The sequence below is a fragment of the Herbaspirillum sp. Her4 genome (genome assembly GCF_057961335.1).
Map to the genome: position 1 here is coordinate 1,571,836 of NZ_CM176330.1, position 17,368 is coordinate 1,589,203.

Annotated in this window: 15 protein-coding genes and 1 riboswitch; of the genes, 8 read left to right on the forward strand and 7 right to left on the reverse strand. The window is 61.8% G+C overall.

Annotated elements, in window-relative coordinates; genetic code table 11:
- Positions 1 to 106 precede the first annotated feature (106 nt).
- Entirely contained in the window at positions 107 to 949 is an 843-nt protein-coding gene (locus tag ACWFUC_RS07210) for a 2-keto-4-pentenoate hydratase (protein ID WP_199725087.1), read from the forward strand.
- A gap of 19 nt (positions 950 to 968) precedes the next feature.
- Positions 969 to 1,424 carry a YaiI/YqxD family protein gene (locus tag ACWFUC_RS07215; protein WP_034333361.1) on the forward strand — a complete coding sequence of 152 codons (456 nt, stop codon included), beginning with the start codon at positions 969 to 971 and terminating at the stop codon, positions 1,422 to 1,424.
- A gap of 10 nt (positions 1,425 to 1,434) precedes the next feature.
- Here the strand turns inward: ACWFUC_RS07215 and ACWFUC_RS07220 are convergent, their stop codons facing one another.
- Together ACWFUC_RS07220 and ACWFUC_RS07225 are read right to left on the reverse strand one after the other, a co-directional pair.
- Complete coding sequence (locus tag ACWFUC_RS07220; protein ID WP_489624495.1) at positions 1,435 to 1,899, reverse strand: DUF2147 domain-containing protein; 465 nt, start codon at positions 1,897 to 1,899, stop codon at positions 1,435 to 1,437.
- A 155-nt stretch (positions 1,900 to 2,054) separates the two neighbouring features.
- The gene (locus ACWFUC_RS07225) at positions 2,055 to 4,865 is read right to left on the reverse strand and encodes a valine--tRNA ligase (protein ID WP_489624496.1); all 2,811 of its coding nucleotides are present in this window, start codon (positions 4,863 to 4,865) and stop codon (positions 2,055 to 2,057) included.
- A 243-nt stretch (positions 4,866 to 5,108) separates the two neighbouring features.
- Positions 5,109 to 5,219: riboswitch (TPP riboswitch) on the forward strand.
- 95 nt (positions 5,220 to 5,314) lie between these two features.
- On the opposite strand from ACWFUC_RS07225, the gene thiC reads away from it, so the two are divergent.
- The 5 genes from thiC to thiE all read left to right on the forward strand — a co-directional run bounded on the left by thiC (position 5,315) and on the right by thiE (position 9,825).
- Entirely contained in the window at positions 5,315 to 7,228 is a 1,914-nt protein-coding gene (thiC, locus tag ACWFUC_RS07230; protein ID WP_489624497.1) for a phosphomethylpyrimidine synthase ThiC, read from the forward strand.
- Positions 7,229 to 7,231: 3 nt separating this feature from the next.
- Complete coding sequence (thiS, locus tag ACWFUC_RS07235) at positions 7,232 to 7,432, forward strand: sulfur carrier protein ThiS (protein WP_008334753.1); 201 nt, start codon at positions 7,232 to 7,234, stop codon at positions 7,430 to 7,432.
- An 80-nt stretch (positions 7,433 to 7,512) separates the two neighbouring features.
- On the forward strand, positions 7,513 to 8,322 hold the full coding sequence (locus ACWFUC_RS07240) for a thiazole synthase (RefSeq protein WP_121042671.1): 810 nt from the start codon (positions 7,513 to 7,515) through the stop codon (positions 8,320 to 8,322).
- A 2-nt stretch (positions 8,323 to 8,324) separates the two neighbouring features.
- A complete protein-coding gene (gene thiD / locus ACWFUC_RS07245) occupies positions 8,325 to 9,191 on the forward strand; it encodes a bifunctional hydroxymethylpyrimidine kinase/phosphomethylpyrimidine kinase (RefSeq protein ID WP_489624498.1) in 867 nt (288 codons plus the stop codon).
- Position 9,192: 1 nt separating this feature from the next.
- Positions 9,193 to 9,825 (forward strand): thiamine phosphate synthase, encoded by a 633-nt coding sequence (gene thiE, locus ACWFUC_RS07250; RefSeq protein WP_486728724.1) that lies wholly within the window; start codon positions 9,193 to 9,195, stop codon positions 9,823 to 9,825.
- Between the two features lie 443 nt (positions 9,826 to 10,268).
- Here thiE and ACWFUC_RS07255 read toward each other — a convergent pair whose 3' ends face one another.
- The 5 genes from ACWFUC_RS07255 to aroQ all read right to left on the reverse strand — a co-directional run bounded on the left by ACWFUC_RS07255 (position 10,269) and on the right by aroQ (position 14,868).
- Positions 10,269 to 10,730 carry a hypothetical protein gene (locus ACWFUC_RS07255; RefSeq protein ID WP_489624499.1) on the reverse strand — a complete coding sequence of 154 codons (462 nt, stop codon included), beginning with the start codon at positions 10,728 to 10,730 and terminating at the stop codon, positions 10,269 to 10,271.
- A gap of 6 nt (positions 10,731 to 10,736) precedes the next feature.
- Positions 10,737 to 11,636, reverse strand: coding sequence for a hypothetical protein (locus ACWFUC_RS07260; RefSeq protein WP_489624500.1), 900 nt, complete (start codon positions 11,634 to 11,636; stop codon positions 10,737 to 10,739).
- Positions 11,637 to 12,131: 495 nt separating this feature from the next.
- Positions 12,132 to 12,626, reverse strand: coding sequence for a Dps family protein (locus ACWFUC_RS07265; RefSeq protein WP_008334773.1), 495 nt, complete (start codon positions 12,624 to 12,626; stop codon positions 12,132 to 12,134).
- A 236-nt stretch (positions 12,627 to 12,862) separates the two neighbouring features.
- Positions 12,863 to 14,104 carry an MFS transporter gene (locus ACWFUC_RS07270; protein ID WP_489624501.1) on the reverse strand — a complete coding sequence of 414 codons (1,242 nt, stop codon included), beginning with the start codon at positions 14,102 to 14,104 and terminating at the stop codon, positions 12,863 to 12,865.
- A 194-nt stretch (positions 14,105 to 14,298) separates the two neighbouring features.
- Positions 14,299 to 14,868 (reverse strand): gamma subclass chorismate mutase AroQ, encoded by a 570-nt coding sequence (gene aroQ, locus ACWFUC_RS07275; protein WP_039789277.1) that lies wholly within the window; start codon positions 14,866 to 14,868, stop codon positions 14,299 to 14,301.
- Positions 14,869 to 14,988: 120 nt separating this feature from the next.
- Between aroQ and ACWFUC_RS07280 the strand changes: the two genes are divergently transcribed.
- Positions 14,989 to 17,268, forward strand: a complete 2,280-nt coding sequence (locus ACWFUC_RS07280; RefSeq protein ID WP_489624502.1) for a UvrD-helicase domain-containing protein — start codon at positions 14,989 to 14,991, stop codon at positions 17,266 to 17,268.
- The last annotated feature ends 100 nt before the right edge of the window (positions 17,269 to 17,368 follow it).

The window sequence follows — 17,368 nt, forward strand, 5'->3', positions numbered from 1 at the left end:
ATGAATTTTTTGTCAGATCTCGTATAAAAGCGAGTTTTTGCTTGTGCAAAAATTAATCGTCATCGACAATGGATAGCTATTCACTATCTTTCGATGTGAGCCCTCCATGCTAATGTCGAGCCAAGCCCTCCGCTACGCGCATCAGTTGCTGGATGCCCGCGCTCAGTCCCGCATCATCCCGCGCATTTCCGAGTCCGAGCCGCTGTCGGTCGAAGACGCCTACGAAATCGCCCACAACATCCGCAATATCCGCGTTGCCCAGGGCGAGCAGCCTATCGGCCGCAAGATCGGCTTTGTGGTGCGCAAGAACTGGGAGCGCTACGGCATCATCGATGAAGCGCGGATTCCGACCTGGGCACCGATGTACGATGCCACGGTGCGCTTCGCCGAAGACAATCACGGCGCGCAATCGCTCACCGGTGCGGTGCAGCCGCGCATCGAGCCGGAGATCGTCTTCAAGCTCGGCAAGACCCCGGCCCCCGGCGCATCGCTGCTGGAACTGGCCGATTGCCTGGAGTGGATGGCGCATGGCTTCGAAATCGTGGTCTGTCCCTTCCCCAACTGGGAATTCACGGTAGCCGATTCAATTGCCGCCTTCGGGTTGCATGGCACCCTGATCGTGGGCGAGCCGCACGTGCTGTCTTCGGCGACCAAACACCACCTGCCGCAGATCCTGGCCAGCGCCAGCGTCTCTCTGTCCTGCAACACGGAGTCGTCCAGCGTGCTGCGTGCCGCCGGCTTCTGCAATGACGAGATGGACAGCCCCCTGCACGCCCTGTGGCACCTGCACCAGCTGCTGCAGAAGCAGACCCGCTTCCGCCAGCTGCAGGCCGGCGAGATCATCAGCACCGGGACGTGGACCGACGCCTGTCCCATCGAACCCGGCCAGACCTGGACCACGGCCTTCTCGGGCGTGACCCTGCCGGGCCTGACCGTGTCCTTCGTCTGACGCAGGCGAACGCGCACTGATGGCGATCTGGGTGGATGCCGATGCCTGTCCGGGTGTCATCAAGGACATGCTGTTCCGGGTGGCCGACCGCACCACCATCATCGTGACGCTGGTGGCCAACCGCCCCTTGCGCACACCGCCTTCGCGTTACATCAAATCCATGGTGGTGCCGGCCGGCTTCGACGTGGCCGACAAGGAAATCGCCCGCCAGTGTGAACCCGGCGACCTGGTCATCACCGCCGACATCCCGCTGGCCGCCGACGTGGTGGCCAAGGGCGCGCTGGCGCTCAATCCGCGCGGCGAGCTCTATACGGCGCAGAACATCGGCCATCACCTCAGCACCCGCAATTTCATGGAAGAGCTGCGCAGCAGCGGCGTCGAGACCGGCGGCCCGGCCGCCTTCAGCGCCAGCGACGGCCGCGCCTTCGCCCGCGAGCTGGACCGTTACGTGCTCAAAGCTTCACGTCCGGCCTGACGCGTCGGCGTTACTGCTCCCGCAGCCAGGTCTGGGTGCGGCCCAGCATGGGCATGCCGACATAACCGCGCACATTGAGTTTTTGCCCCTCATCGACCACCGTCAGCTTGCTCTTGTAGACCTTGCCATTGGCCGGATCGATGATCTGGCCACCGTTGTATTCTTCGCCGTCCTTCTTCAGGCCCGACAGGATGGTCATGCCGATGACCGGCTTGTCCTTGAGCTCGCCTTCACACTTCTGGCAGACCGGGTTCTGGTCTTCTTCCGGCGCACGGAACAGCTTCTCGATCTTGCCGCTCAGTTCGCCATTGTTTTCGCTGATGCGGATGAGCGCCTTGGGCTTGCCGGTGGCGTCATCGATGCTCTTCCACAAGCCGACCGGCGAGCCATCGGCCCAGGCGGCAGCACTGGCCAGCAAAGTAGCGGCCAGCAGCGACAGCGTGGCCACACGGGAAGGGGAGGAAATACGGTTCATGCTGGTCTCCTGTTATCGAGTCGAATGCCATAAAAAAGCACGATTGTTCTAATTTTTTCGATCCAGTCTAGACAAGCCCGCGCCGCAAGGCAAGCAGAAAAAACAAAAGCCGCCGTCCCTTGCGGGACGACGGCTTCATGAAGAAACAGGCTGGCTTACTTGAGCTTGGCCAGCTGTTCCTTCACCTTTTCCAGCGTAGCGCTGAAGTTGGCGACACGCTCCTTCTCCTGCGCCACCACGGCTTCGGGCGCACGGGCCACGAAGCTTTCATTGGACAGCTTGCCATTGGCCTTGGCGATCTCCCCGGTCAGGCGAGTGACTTCCTTGCCCAGGCGTTCACGTTCGGCGGCCACATCGATTTCCACCTTCAGCATCAGCTTGACTTCGCCGACGATGGCCACCGGTGCCGGCGACTCCGGCAGTTGCGGCACCACCGTGGCTTCCGACAGGCGCACCAGCCCTTGCAGGTAAGGCAGGAAGGATTCCACGGCCGACGCATCGGCGGCTTCCACGATCAGCGGCACGCGCAGCGACGGCGCGAGCTGCATCTCGCCGCGCAGGTTGCGGCAGGCATCGGTGTAGGCCTTGAACTGGGCCACCCAGGCTTCGGCATCGGTATCGATCTTTTCCAGGTCGGGACGCGGATAGGCCTGGCGCATGATGGAATCGCCCGCCGGATCCGGCTTGCGATCGGTCAGCGGGGCCACGCTTTGCCACAGCTGCTCGGTGATGAAGGGCAGCACCGGATGGGCCAGGCGCAGCACGCTTTCCAGCACGCGCAAGAGCGTGCGGCGGGTGGCGCGCTGTTGCGCTTCATTGCCGCTCTGGATCTGGGCCTTGGCCATTTCCAGGTACCAGTCGCAGTACTCGTCCCAGACGAACTTGTAGATGGCGGTGGCGATGTTGTCGAAGCGGTAGTCGGCAAAGCCCTTTTCGACTTCGGCCTCGGTACGCTGCAGCAGCGACACGATCCAGCGGTCAGCCTTGGAGAACTGCAGCTTTTCCTTGTCGCAGACGCCCTTCTCGTGGCCGTCGAAACCGCAGTCCTGGCCTTCGGTATTCATCAGCACGAAGCGGGTGGCGTTCCACAGCTTGTTGCAGAAGTTGCGATAGCCTTCGCAGCGGTTCAGGTCAAAGTTGATGTTGCGGCCCAGGGTCGCCAGTGAGGCGAAGGTGAAGCGCAGCGCATCGGTGCCGAAGGCCGGAATGCCGTCCGCAAATTCCTTGCGGGTAGCCTTCTCGATGCTGGCCGCCTGCTTGGGATTCATCAGGCCGACGGTGCGCTTGGCCACCAGTTCATCCACGCCGATGCCATCGATCAGGTCGATCGGGTCCAGCGTGTTGCCCTTGGACTTGGACATCTTCTGGCCAGACGCATCGCGCACCAGGCCGTGGACGTAGACGGTGTCAAACGGCACCTTGCCGGTGAAGTGCGTGGTCATCATGACCATGCGCGCCACCCAGAAGAAGATGATGTCAAAGCCTGTCACCAGCACCGAGGAGGGCAGGAACAGCTTGTAGTCCGGCGTTTCTTCCGGCCAGCCCAGGGTGGAGAAGGGCACCAGCGCCGAGGAGAACCAGGTGTCGAGCACGTCTTCATCGCGCTTGACGGACTTGCCACCGGCTTGCTTCTTCGCTTCTTCTTCGGTGCGGGCGACGTAGATGCCGCCATCCTCGTCGTACCAGGCCGGGATCTGATGGCCCCACCACAGTTGGCGCGAGATGCACCAGTCCTGGATGTTGTTGAGCCACTGGTTGTAGGTGTTGGTCCAGTTCTCGGGGACGAATTTGATCTCGCCCGAGGAGACTTTTTCCAGCGCGGTTTCGGCAATCGACTTGCCGGGGAAGTAGGTCCCTTCCGGTGCCGGCTTGCTCATGGCGACGAACCACTGGTCGGTCAGCATGGGCTCGATCACCACGCCGGTACGGTCGCCACGCGGCACCATCAGCTTGTGCGGCTTGACCAGTTCCAAGAGGCCCAGCGCGTCCAGGTCGGCCACGATCTGCTTGCGCGCTTCGAAGCGGTCCAGGCCCTGGTACTTCTCGGGCGAATTCTCGTTGATGGTGGCCTTGAGGGTGAACACGCTGATCATTTCCAGGTTGTGGCGTGTGCCCACCTGGTAGTCGTTGAAGTCGTGCGCCGGGGTGATCTTCACGCAGCCGGTGCCGAATTCCTTGTCGACGTATTCATCCTTGATGATGGGGATCTCGCGGCCCACCAGCGGCAGCTTGATCATCTTGCCCACCAGCGCGGCGTAGCGCTCGTCGGTCGGGTCCACGGCCACGGCGACGTCGCCCAGCATGGTTTCCGGACGGGTGGTGGCTACCACGATATGGCCGCTGCCATCGGCCAGCGGGTACTTGATGTGCCACATGGAGCCGTCTTCTTCTTCCGACACCACTTCCAGGTCGGAGACGGCGGTGCCCAGCACCGGGTCCCAGTTCACCAGGCGCTTGCCACGGTAGATCAGGCCCTGCTCGTAGAGGCGCACGAAGACTTCGGTGACGGCCTTGGACATCTTCGGGTCCATCGTGAAGTATTCACGGGCCCAGTCGGTGGAGGCGCCCATGCGGCGCATCTGACCGGTGATGGTGGAGCCGGATTTCTCCTTCCACTCCCACACCTTCTCGACGAATTTTTCACGGCCCAGGTCGTGGCGCGAGACCTTCTGCGCATCCAGCTGGCGTTCCACCACGATCTGGGTAGCGATGCCGGCGTGGTCGGTGCCGGGGATCCAGGCGGTGTTGTAGCCGCGCATGCGGTGGTAGCGCGTCAGGCCATCCATGATGGTCTGGTTGAACGCGTGACCCATGTGCAGGGTGCCGGTCACATTGGGCGGCGGCAGCTGGATGGAAAACGAGGGCTTCTCCGCGTCGGTGGTGGCGGCGAAGTAACCGCGCTTTTCCCACTCCTCGCGCCAGAATTTCTCAATCTCGGCGGGCTCGAACGACTTGGCTAATTCCATGATTTGACGTGTGTTTTTGCGAAACCCATCATTATAAGGGACGGACAGGGCAAATCTCGCCACAGGCGCGAAATTGACGCGCTCAACGCCGGTCTTGGGCCGCCCGCCAATCCATTGCCCCAGGGCATGTTGCCCGGTCCGAATGCTGCGCTGCACAGCCAGCCCATCCGAAATGAAGCCTTGTTCCTCACGCCAATTGGAGTAGAATCCGGCCCACGACAAGGACTGCGCAAGCGGCCCGCGTCGCATCGCTAGGGGTCCTGGCACCGGAGCACATGCTCTGGCAGCCGGGTGAGAAATACCCTTGAACCTGATCTGGATAATGCCAGCGAAGGGAAGCAACCGGCAGCATGACGCACCCACGGTCCGCAGTACTCCACGCCGTTCGTCCTCTTCCGCAACCTCCTTTGCTGGCTCCGAGCCATGAGTCATCAAGCAAAGGAGCCGAAATGAATGCCAACCCGAAATTCCTGTCCGCGACGGCCACCGTCGACGAGGCAGCCGTCCAGCCTCTCCCGAATTCCCGCAAGATCTATGTGACCGGCTCGCGCCCGGACATCCGCGTGCCCATGCGCGAGATCAGCCAGGCCGACACGCCGGCCATGTTCGGTTCCGAAAAGAATCCGCCGATCTATGTCTATGACACGTCCGGCCCCTACACCGACCCGGACGTGAAGATCGACATCCGCGCCGGCCTGTCCACCCCGCGCCTGCCCTGGATCCTGGAACGCAACGACACCGAGGAACTGCCCGGCCCGACTTCCGAATACGGCCAGCAGCGCCTGAACGACCCGGCCCTGGCCGAGCTGCGCTTCAACCTGCATCGCAAGCCGCGCCGTGCCAAGGCCGGTGCCAACGTGACCCAGATGCACTACGCACGCCGCGGCATCATCACGCCGGAAATGGAATTCATCGCCATCCGCGAAAACCTGCGCCGCAAGGAATACCTGGAACAACTGAAGGGCTCCGGCCCCATGGGCAACAAGCTGGCCGACCTGATGGGCCGACAGCATCCCGGCCAGTCCTTCGGAGCGTCGATTCCCGCCGAGATTACCCCTGAATTCGTCCGTGACGAAGTTGCCCGCGGCCGCGCCATCATCCCCGCCAACATCAACCACCCGGAAGTCGAACCGATGATCATCGGCCGCAATTTCCTGGTCAAGATCAATGCCAACATCGGCAACTCGGCCGTCACTTCCTCCATCGGCGAGGAAGTGGAAAAGATGACCTGGGCCATCCGCTGGGGCGGCGACAACGTCATGGATCTCTCCACCGGCAAGAACATCCACGAGACCCGTGAATGGATCATCCGCAATTCGCCGGTCCCCATCGGCACCGTACCGATCTACCAGGCGCTGGAAAAGGTCAACGGCAAGGCCGAAGACCTGACCTGGGAAATCTTCCGCGACACCTTGATCGAGCAAGCCGAGCAGGGCGTGGACTACTTCACGATCCACGCCGGCGTACGCCTGCAATACGTGCCGCTGACGGCCAAGCGCATGACCGGTATCGTCTCGCGCGGCGGTTCCATCATGGCCAAGTGGTGCCTGGCGCATCACCGCGAATCCTTCCTCTACGAACACTTCGAAGAGATCTGCGAGATCATGAAGGCCTACGATGTCAGCTTCAGCCTGGGCGACGGCCTGCGTCCCGGCTCTATCTACGACGCCAACGACGAGGCCCAACTGGGCGAATTGCGCACCCTCGGTGAGTTGACCCAGATCGCCTGGAAGCACGACGTGCAGGTGATGATCGAAGGTCCCGGCCACGTGCCCATGCATCTCATCAAGGAAAACATGGACCTGCAGCTGGAGCAGTGCCACGAAGCCCCGTTCTATACGCTTGGCCCCTTGACCACCGACATCGCGCCCGGCTACGACCACATCACCTCCGGCATCGGCGCGGCGCAGATCGGCTGGTATGGCACGGCCATGCTGTGCTACGTCACCCCCAAGGAACACCTGGGCCTGCCCAACAAGACCGATGTGAAGGACGGCATCATCACCTACAAGATCGCCGCGCACGCCGCCGACCTGGCCAAGGGCCATCCGGGCGCGCAGATCCGCGACAACGCGCTGTCCAAGGCACGTTTCGAATTCCGTTGGGAAGACCAGTTCAACATCGGCCTGGACCCGGACAAGGCGCGCGAATTCCACGACGAAACCCTGCCCAAGGATTCGGCCAAGGTGGCGCACTTCTGCTCCATGTGCGGCCCGCACTTCTGCTCCATGAAGATCACCCAGGAAGTGCGTGATTACGCCGCCAAGGAAGGCATCTCCGAGATCGACGCCCTCAAGCAAGGGATGCAGGTGAAATCGGTCGAGTTCGTCAAGATGGGCGCCGAGATTTATGCGAAGCAGTAAGCCATGCAGATCGAACTGAACGGCAAGCCTCATCCGCTGCCTGACGGCGCCACGCTGGACCAGCTCATTGCCGGCCTCTCTCTGGCCGGCAAGGCGGTGGCCGTGGCGGTGAACCGCCAGGTGGTGCCCAGCGCGCAATGGCCTGAGCGCGCGCTGGCCGAGGCCGACAAGGTAGACGTAGTGCGCGCCATCGGGGGCGGATGAACGATTGTTCCGCGGCGGCGCGCTGGAGCTTCCAGGCGCCGCCTCCCGTGGCACGCAGCTCTCACAGACAAGGAATCGACATGAACATGAACGACGCCCCCCTCCTGAGCGAGGACAAGGGCCTGACCATCGCCGGCAAGACCTATCGCTCGCGTCTGCTGGTCGGCAGCGGCAAGTACAAGGACCTCGACGAAACCCGTGCGGCGACGGTTGCCAGCGGTGCCGAGATCATCACGGTGGCGATCCGCCGCGTCAACATCGGCCAGGACCCGAATGCGCCCAGCCTGCTGGACGCGGTGCCGCCCTCCGAATTCACCATCCTGCCCAATACGGCGGGGTGCTACAACGCTGCCGATGCGGTCTACACGCTGCAACTGGCGCGCGAACTGCTGGGAGGCCACAAGCTGGTCAAGCTGGAAGTGCTGGGCGACGAGAAGACGCTGTTTCCCAACATGCCCGAAACGCTCAAAGCCGCCGAGACCCTGGTCAAGGATGGCTTCGACGTGATGGTGTATTGCAGCGACGATCCGATCCAGGCGCGCATGCTGGAAGACCTGGGGGTGGCCGCCGTCATGCCGCTGGCCTCGTTGATCGGCTCGGGCATGGGCATTCTGAATCCATGGAATCTCTCGCTCATCATCGAACAGGCGCGGGTGCCGGTGCTGGTCGATGCCGGCGTGGGCACGGCCTCCGATGCGGCCATTGCGATGGAGCTGGGCTGTGATGGCGTGCTGATGAATACGGCCATTGCCGGTGCACGCGATCCGATTCGCATGGCGCGCGCCATGAAACTGGCGGTGGAGGCGGGCCGCGAAGCCTTCCTCGCAGGACGCATTGCGCGCAAGTTTGCCGCCTCGCCGTCCTCGCCGATGGCCGGCCGCGTGGCGTGAGCATGCAGGCCGCTTATCGCGCCACGCCGCCCTGCGTGCTGGTCTTCTCCGGCTCCGACCCCAGCGGCGGGGCCGGCATGCAGGCCGATATCCCGGCCATCACGGCACTGGGTGCGCATCCCTTGTCGGTGCCGACGGCATTGACGGTGCAGGACAACGTCAGCGTTTTTGCGGTGCATGCGCTCGATCCGGAACTGGTGCGTCATCAGGCGCAGGTGCTGATTGACCGCTTCGACATCGCAGCGGTCAAGCTGGGCATCGCAGGCAGTCGAGAAAATGCCGAAGCGATCGCCGGCCTTATCCGGCAGTTGCGCGCGCGTGACCCGCATTTGCCGGTGGTGCTCGATCCGGTGCTGGCCAACGGCAAGGGTGACCAGCTCTCTCGCGACGATGCTGCGCGGGTGATCGAGCCCTTGTATGAATTGGCCACCGTCATCACCCCCAACCTCAACGAGGGGCGCCGCTTGTGCGGTGATGTGGAACCGGCGCGGCAGGCGGCGCTGCTGATGGAGCGCGGCTGCGCGCATGTGCTGCTCAAGGGCGGCCACGGTCCGCAGGAGCAGGATGTGATCAATCGCTGGTTCGGACAATTGTTCCGTTCCGAGTTTGCCGAAGAGGCCATCGAGAGCGCGCGCTGGCGCTGGACCCGGCTGCCTGATGAATTCCACGGCAGCGGCTGCACGCTGGCGGCCGCGCTGTCGGCCTGCCTGGCGCGCGGCCTGCCGATGCGCGAGGCCATCGACCTGGCGCAGCAGTACACGCAGCAGGCCTTGTCGACGTCCTATGCGATTGCCGAGGGGCAGCGCATTCCCAATCGCGTGCCTGCCTTTGAACCTGTTATTGACGCCGCCGTTGCGGCAGGAGCCTGACATGAAACCCGAGTACGCAACGCATCTGCGTGGCCTCTACATCGTCACGCCGGATTGGGATGACACCGCCCAATTGCTGGCCGCCACCGAGCTGGCCTTGCAGAACGGTGCTGCGCTGGTGCAGTACCGCCACAAGACCGCCGGTGTGGAGCAACGCCGCGCACAGGCTTCGGCATTGCTGGCGCTGTGCCGGCAATATGATGTGCCCCTCATCATCAACGACCACGTGGACCTGTGCCTGGAGATCGATGCCGATGGCATCCACGTCGGCGGTACTGATGCTTCCATTGCCGAGGTGCGCAAGGCCGTGGGGCCGGAGCGCATCGTCGGGGCCTCGTGCTACGGCACGCTGGAGCTGGCGCATGCGGCGTATCGCGATGGCGCCAGTTATGTGGCCTTCGGCGGCTTCTATCCGTCGCGCGTGAAAAAATATGATTTCCGGACGGCCCCGGAAATCATTGCGCAATCCAAGCGCGAGATCCCCTTGCCGGTGGTCGTGATCGGTGGCATCACGCTGGAGAACGCGCCGCCGCTGGTGGCGCAGGGAGCGGACATGGTGGCTGTCATCAGCAGCGTGTATCTGGTGCCGGTGGAGGAGCGCAAGACGCGGCAGTTGGCGGATCTGTATCGCTGAGGCGCATCTTCATACTCTCTGACCGTTCGGACTGAGTAGACCCGCTGGGTCGTATCGAAGACGCAGCGAAGACACTCCAGTGCAGCTGCGCCTTCGATACGCCGCAGTGCGGCTACTCAGTCCGAACGATAAGTGAATGACCAAACAAAATGTAAATGGCGTCGCGCCGGGTATCTGATGAACCTCGTCCCGAGTCATTCCGAATTTGAGCGGTTCGACGCCTACGTACGATGTGATGATGTGCTCTTGCATACTTAACCTGTCCCGGCGAACTCTGGATCGCCTCGCCGAAGTTGCTAATAAAATATTTGAATCTTTCGTCTCTCCTCTCATTTCCTTGCCACCACAGGTCCCAGTTTGAAATTCATGAACGGGCCCGATGTCTTGGAACTAGGTCGGCCAGTGTCAAGAAAGGAAGGAATCTTTGGTCGTGACTTTCCTCTTCAATGCTTTTGGGTAAACGGTTTGAGTTTTGGGAGCCATTTGTCCCAAGCGCCGCGTGGGAACATGGTAAGAGCCTTCTGAGAAACGTTTTGATCGTGAAATCCTGTGAGTGTTATTCCAAGTTTGAAAAGAACGATGAATCCAAGGTATGTGAACGGGTTGCCGTCTTCCGCGACCAGCTTCGCAAGAACGACGCTTTCTTCATCGAGGAATATATTGCTGTCCTTGAATCGGACGTTCTCCATCTGCCGTCCAAAGCCGATGTGAGATACGGTTTCGGCAGACCCGGGCGAATAGCCTATATTTGTGAAGCTGCGGAATTCCACTCTCTGCTTCAGATGATTGAAAGTTACGCTGTCTGCGGGACCATAAATTTTCTCAATTTCTTGAGGCGTCATACCGAAGCATATTTTCCCTGCTCCAATATACGGGATGATTTCGAACGATTCGTCTTCATTCATTTCTTGTCACCTTAAAAGAGAGTTCTTCTCAAGACATTTAAAATATTCCAGCATTTCAAGCATTGCCTCGTTGTACCTTTTGGTCTCGCCAGCTCCTTTCGCAACCTTTCTTACATCTCGAATCTCGATCGCCATTGCATCTCTCCACTTTCCTTGTGAAAGTAACGATTCAATGGCATTTCTGTATGCGATCGAACCTGGCATTTGACCGTTGCTAGCAGTCTTCGAGTGGTCTCCAGGGGCCATTTGGATTGCCGGTCCGTCATTGTGCTTCAATGGACTAGCATCATTAGCCGGCATGTGATGCGAATCTTTTCCATCGTTCCTTGGCCTGCTCGTCTTGCCGTGTGCTCCCCCTCGATATGGCCCTTTGCCACTTCCCTGTCGGAGATGATCACAAGGCCCCTTCTTCCTTCCCTTGATCGTGGTATCTTTGCCGCCCCTCTTGCCTCCGCCACCTCCTGAGGCCGTCGTCGCTGCATTGACGTCCCTCGCCACCTTGGCGTTTTCCTGCGCTTCTTTAGCGGCCTTCGCAGCCTTGAGCGCTTCTTCAGCTTCGCGGGCTCCCTTGGCGAATCTTGCCGCGCTGACTGCTCGCTTGGCCACCTTGCCTGCCGTCGTGACCACCTTGCCACCCGGGATCATGCTTGCCGCAGCAATTCCCGCTTCAACGTAATCGCCCTCGGCGGTATAGATGGCCGCATCAATCGCACCCGTGATGACAGACAAGCCCGGAACGAAACTGGCCACGCCCAGCACGCCGTGCACCCACGGACTGGACTTCTGCCAAAACGTTTTCTCGGCCGCAGTCTCTGCCTTGATGGCTGCATTGGCTCCGCCACCGTGCGGTTCGATGCGCGTGAACGACCTGTCAGCCTGTTCGAGGATGACGCCTTTGGTCGTCATGACACTGCATCCCGCGTCATGTCGACCGGGGCGCAGGGCGAGCCGTTTAGTCCAAGCCAGGTGTGATCGGCCAAGCGCCCAAGAACAGGCGCGAAGCCGCGTGGCAACCGCTCGCTGGCGTCAAGCCGGTTGACTAGCAGTTCATGTGGGGAGACGAGGTGAAACGGGGAAACCCGCCGCAGAATGCGGACGGAGAGAGTGTCCGGAAGCAGCTGTTCCAGACCCGGGGGCGCTTTGGGCATGCGAAGATCCTGTGCTCATCAAGTATCCCTCCCTGATGCAACACTGGCCCGCATTGTAATGTTTCCGTGCGGGAATCCGCAACTCCCGGATGATGACTTCGGCAATGAAGCGCTGAAGACGCGACTGACTGATACCGGGCCTGCCTAGGCTATCGCTCGATAAAAAAACAGCCCCGGCCGTGTGAACGACCGGGGCTGCAGGTTACAGCGTGCGAGCGCCTTGCGTGCCTCGCAAAAAGAGCCAGCTCTCCTATCAGCCTTCCAGCAAGCTGCGCAGCATCCACGCATTCTTTTCGTGCAGCTGCATGCGTTGGGTCAGCAGGTCGGCGGTCGGTTCATCAGCGGCGGCATCGACGGTCGGGAAGATCGAACGTGCGGTGCGGGTCACGGCTTCCTGGCCGGCCACCAGCTGGGCGATCATCTCTTGCGCATTGGGCACGCCTTCAGCCTCAGGGATCGAGGACAGCTTGGCGAATTCCTTGTACGAACCCGGTGCCGGATAGCCCAGTGCGCGGATGCGTTCAGCGATCAGGTCCACTGCCAGTGCCAGTTCGTTGTACTGGCCTTCGAACATCAGGTGCAGCGTGTTGAACATCGGACCGGTCACGTTCCAGTGGAAGTTGTGGGTCTTCAGGTACAGCGTGTAGGTGTCTGCCAGCAGTTTGGACAGGCCGTCGGCAATCTTCTTGCGGTCCTTGTCGTTGATGCCGATGTTGATCGAGGGGGCTGCCACATTCTTCTTTGCCATTATTCGCTCCTTAGCTGTTCGGTTTTTCGTAAGCGGGTACATACACTGCGCAACACCGCGATTCTATTGCAAATCGCAAACGGACAAACTGCGACTACGCAACTATTGATAAGAGAGTGGGGCCGACGTTCCCCATTTCAATCGATTTTGGAGATAAATGCACGCCTATAAATCAATCGGGCCGATAGATCAAAACCTATCGGCCCGACGTCTCATCGACTGCAACGGCAATCAGATCAGGATTTGGCGCCCTGCTGCGCACTGCGATACAAGGACAGTGACAGGGCCACGCCACCAATGGCCGCAATGGCGGCGAAGAGGAACACCTGCGGATATCCCAGTTGTCCCGCGATGGCCCCGGCCAGCGGACCGGTGATGCCCAGCGCCAAATCGAGGAACACCGAATACGCCGCCAGTGCCGCACCACGATTGGCCGGTGACACCAGGCTGACGGCTTCCACCCCCAGCGAGGGAAACACCAGCGCAAAGCCGAAACCGGCCAGCGCCGCGCCCAGCAATGCGAGCGTAGGCGTGGTGGCGCTCCACAGCAGCAGCAGGCCGACCGATTCGGTCAGGAAGCACACCACCGCCACGCGATAGCCACCGAAGCGCGTGATGACGTTGGCAAACAACAGACGCGCACCGACGAAGGCGGAGGAGAAGGCGGTCAACGCAAAGGCCGCGCCGCTCCAGTGCTGATCGGCGTAATACAGGGTGATGAAGGTGGCGATCGAGCCGAAGCCGATGGTGCCGAAGGCCAGGCCCATGCCATACGCAAACACCTTGCGCAGCACCAGCTTGAAGGACAACTGTTCGCCCTGCACCACCGGTGTGACCGGACCACCGCGCGCCAGCACGAAGCCGAGTACGGTGAGCAGCATGCCGGTCAGGCCGATCATGGCAAAGCCCAGCGAGCGGTCCAGTACCACGCCCAGCGGCGCGCCGATGGCCAGTGCCGCATAGGTGGCGATGCCGTTCCAGGAGATCATCTTGGCGGTGTTCTCCGACCCCACGCGGCCCACGCCCCACATGATGGCGCCGGTGCCGACCAGGCTCTCGCCCAGGCCCAGGAAGGCGCGGCTGGCAAACAGCAGCACCAGCGACAGGAAGGGCAGCGGCTGCGCCAGCGCCGAGAGCAGCAACAAGCCACCGCTGGCCGAACACAGCAGCATGCCGCGCATGACGGTGTGCTTGGCGCCCATGGTATCGATCATGCGGCCGGCATTGGCGCGGCTCACGAAGGTCGCGAAATACTGCACGCTGATGCCCAGGCCCGCGATCACCGAGCTGTAGCCCAGGTCGAGGTGGATGTAACCCGGTAGCACCGCCATCGGGATGCCGATGGCCAGATAAACCAGGAAGGTGAAGAAGGCGGTGGCGATGATCTGCCGCGTGACCTTGGCCGGCGTCAATGGACGCGGCGCAGCGGCGGGCAGGGGCGTGCCGGTGGAACTGGGACTACAGGAATCGTCGGACATGGCGGGAAAGTCGGAATGTGAATCCGGAAGGGCAAACCGGAATGAACAGGCCGCGCGCGCCGGTGTGCGCGTGAACAGCCAGACCGAATTTTACTCCCGCCCTAAAAATGCTGCAGGACAGCAAAAGATTTTTGCCTGTCAATTCAGCAACTTAGTCGTTTTTGTGCGACGTCCTGTTGCCTGCAGGCTGTATTTCAACGCTGGCAGTGCAGTGCGTCGGTGGCCCGTTCGCGTACGGCGGGGGCGTAGTCGGCCCCCAGGATTTCCGGTGCCAGCTCGGCCAGATCGCGCTGCACGGCCGGTTCGCACCAGTGGCCGTTCAGGCGGGCCAGCGCCGCCAGCAGGTCGGGAGTGAGGCGGTCCAGCACCGGGCGCACCTGCAGCGCCAGGTCTGGCGGATTGGCGAAGGGCGGACGCTGCTCCACACGCCACTGGCGATGCAGGTCGCGCTGCACGATCTTGCCGGCCTCGAACTGGTCCTGGAAGAAGCGCCGGGTCCATGCGGCATCCAGTCCCAGTTTCTGCGCACGGGCGGCCACGTCGTCGAGAATGACCGCCTCGCGCGCCGGATCATCGATGGGCGCATGCGAATTCCATTTGCTGCGCGCCACGGGAGCGGCGACGTCGAGACGGGTCTTCTGCAAGGTCAACAATTGTTCGACATCGCTGCGCGCGGCCGGGGGCGGCGTGGTGGCGCAGGCGGCGAGCAGCAGGGCGGCGATCAGGGGCAGGGCGGCGAAGGAGCGGGAAGACAGGCGGCGCATGGTCGGAAGAGTCGATTGCTGAGGTGAGTGCCGGGTTCGGCTGTGGATAAATCAACTGTGCGGCAGTATAGCGCCGCGCCTGCCCGCCCGGTCAGGGCACGCGCCCTTTATAATCGCGGGATGCAAAATCTTCTCCACAACCTCAATGAAGAGCAGCTCGCCGCCGTGACGCTGCCCGCGCAATCGGCGCTGATCCTGGCCGGTGCCGGTTCCGGCAAGACCCGGGTGCTGACCACCCGCATTGCCTGGCTGATCCAGACCGGGCAGGTCTCGCCCTCGGGCATCCTGGCGGTGACCTTCACCAACAAGGCCGCCAAGGAAATGACCGCGCGCCTGTCGGGCATGCTGCCCATCAATACGCGCGGCATGTGGATCGGGACTTTCCACGGACTGTGCAATCGCCTGCTGCGCGCGCATCACAAAGATGCCGGGCTGCCGCAGACCTTCCAGATCCTGGATACGCAGGACCAGCTCTCGGCCATCAAGCGTTTGCTCAAGCAGATGAACGTGGACGACGAGAAGTATCCGCCGCGCAACCTGATGTACTTCATCAACAGCGCCAAGGACCAGGGCCTGCGTGCCAAGGATGTGGATGCTTACGACGACTACAACCGCAAGTTCGTCGAACTCTACGATCTCTACGACCAGCAATGCCAGCGCGAAGGCGTGGTCGATTTCGCCGAGCTGCTGTTGCGCACCTATGAATTGCTCTCGCGCAACCAGCCGCTGCGCGAGCACTACCAGGGCCGCTTCCGCCACATCCTGGTCGACGAGTTCCAGGACACCAACGACCTGCAATACAAATGGTTGAAGCTCATGGCTGGTCAGCACGGCGCGGTCTTCGCGGTGGGCGATGATGACCAGAGCATCTATGCCTTCCGTGGTGCCAACGTGGGCAACATGTCGGCCTTCGAGCAGGAATTCCATGTGGAGAACCTGATCAAGCTGGAGCAGAACTACCGCTCGCACGGCCACATCCTGGACACCGCCAACGAACTGATCGCCAACAACAGCAAGCGCCTGGGCAAGAACCTGCGCACCGATGCCGGCCACGGCGAGCAGGTGCGCGTCTATGAAGCCACCAGCGACCTGCAGGAAGCACAATGGATCATCGAACAGGTCAAGGACCTGATCGCCGAAGGCTGGGCGCGCAGCGAGATCGCCATCCTCTATCGTTCCAACGCGCAGTCGCGGGTGCTGGAACATGCGCTGTTCAGCTCGGCCATTCCCTATCGCGTCTACGGCGGCCAGCGCTTCTTCGAGCGCGCCGAAATCAAGCACGCGATTGCCTACCTGCAGTTGATGGACAACCTGCACAATGATTCGGCCTTCCTGCGCGTGGTCAACTTCCCCACGCGCGGCATCGGTGCCAAGGCCATGGAGTCCTTGCAGGATGCAGCGCGCCAGTATGGCTGCTCGCTCTACGCCGCCGTGCCTTACGTGGCGGGCAAGGCGGGCTCTTCCTTGAATGCCTTCATCAAGCTGATCGAAGGCGCGCGTTTCGAGACCCAGCATCTGCCCCTGCCCGAAATGGTCAAGGTGGTACTGGACCTGTCCGGCCTGATGACCCACTATCGCAACGAAAAGGAAGGCGCAGACCGCATCGAGAACCTGGAACAGCTGGTCAGTGCGGCCACGCTGTTCGTCTCGGAAGAGGGCTATGGCCTCGATGCCCCGGCCTTCCTCGGCCCGCAGGCGCAGGCCTCGGCCGGCACGGCCATCACCACCGCCGATGGCGTGGAAGTGCTCGATACCGATGCGCCACTGGTGACCATCATGTCGCCGCTGTCAGCCTTCCTCTCGCATGCCTCGCTGGAAGCCGGCGACAACCAGGCGCAGGCCGGCCAGGATGCCCTGCAGCTGATGACGGTGCACTCGGCCAAGGGGCTGGAGTTCGACGCGGTCTTCATCACTGGCATGGAAGAGGGATTGTTCCCGCACGAGAACAGTGCCAAGGAAGAGGGCGGCGTGGAAGAAGAGCGCCGCCTGATGTACGTGGCCATTACGCGGGCGAGAAAGCGGCTCTTCATGACCTTCTCGCAGACCCGCATGCTGCACGGCCAGACGCGCTACAACATGCGTTCACGCTTCTTCGATGAAATGCCGGAGCAGTCGATCAAGTGGCTCTCGCCCAAGATCGCCCAGCATCACTGGTTCGCCAATCCCAAGTCGGCCTGGGATGAAGTGCCGGAAGCGGGCAACAACCGCATCGCGCAGAACTTCTCGCGCCAGACCGATTCCGGCTGGCGCATCGGACAGAACGTGTCCCATGCCAAGTTCGGCGAGGGCGTCATCGTCAACATCGAAGGCGGTGGCGGTGCGGCGCGGGCGCAGATCAACTTTGGCAAGTTCGGGATGAAATTGCTGGATCTGTCGGTGGCGAAACTGGAGAAAATCTAAGTTTTTGCGTTGCCGTTGAATTGGGTTTGCGCAGTGAAACGCCCCGTTGCCTTCTGCAGTGCAACGGGGCGTTTTCCATGCCTGCTCCGGCGACTGAATT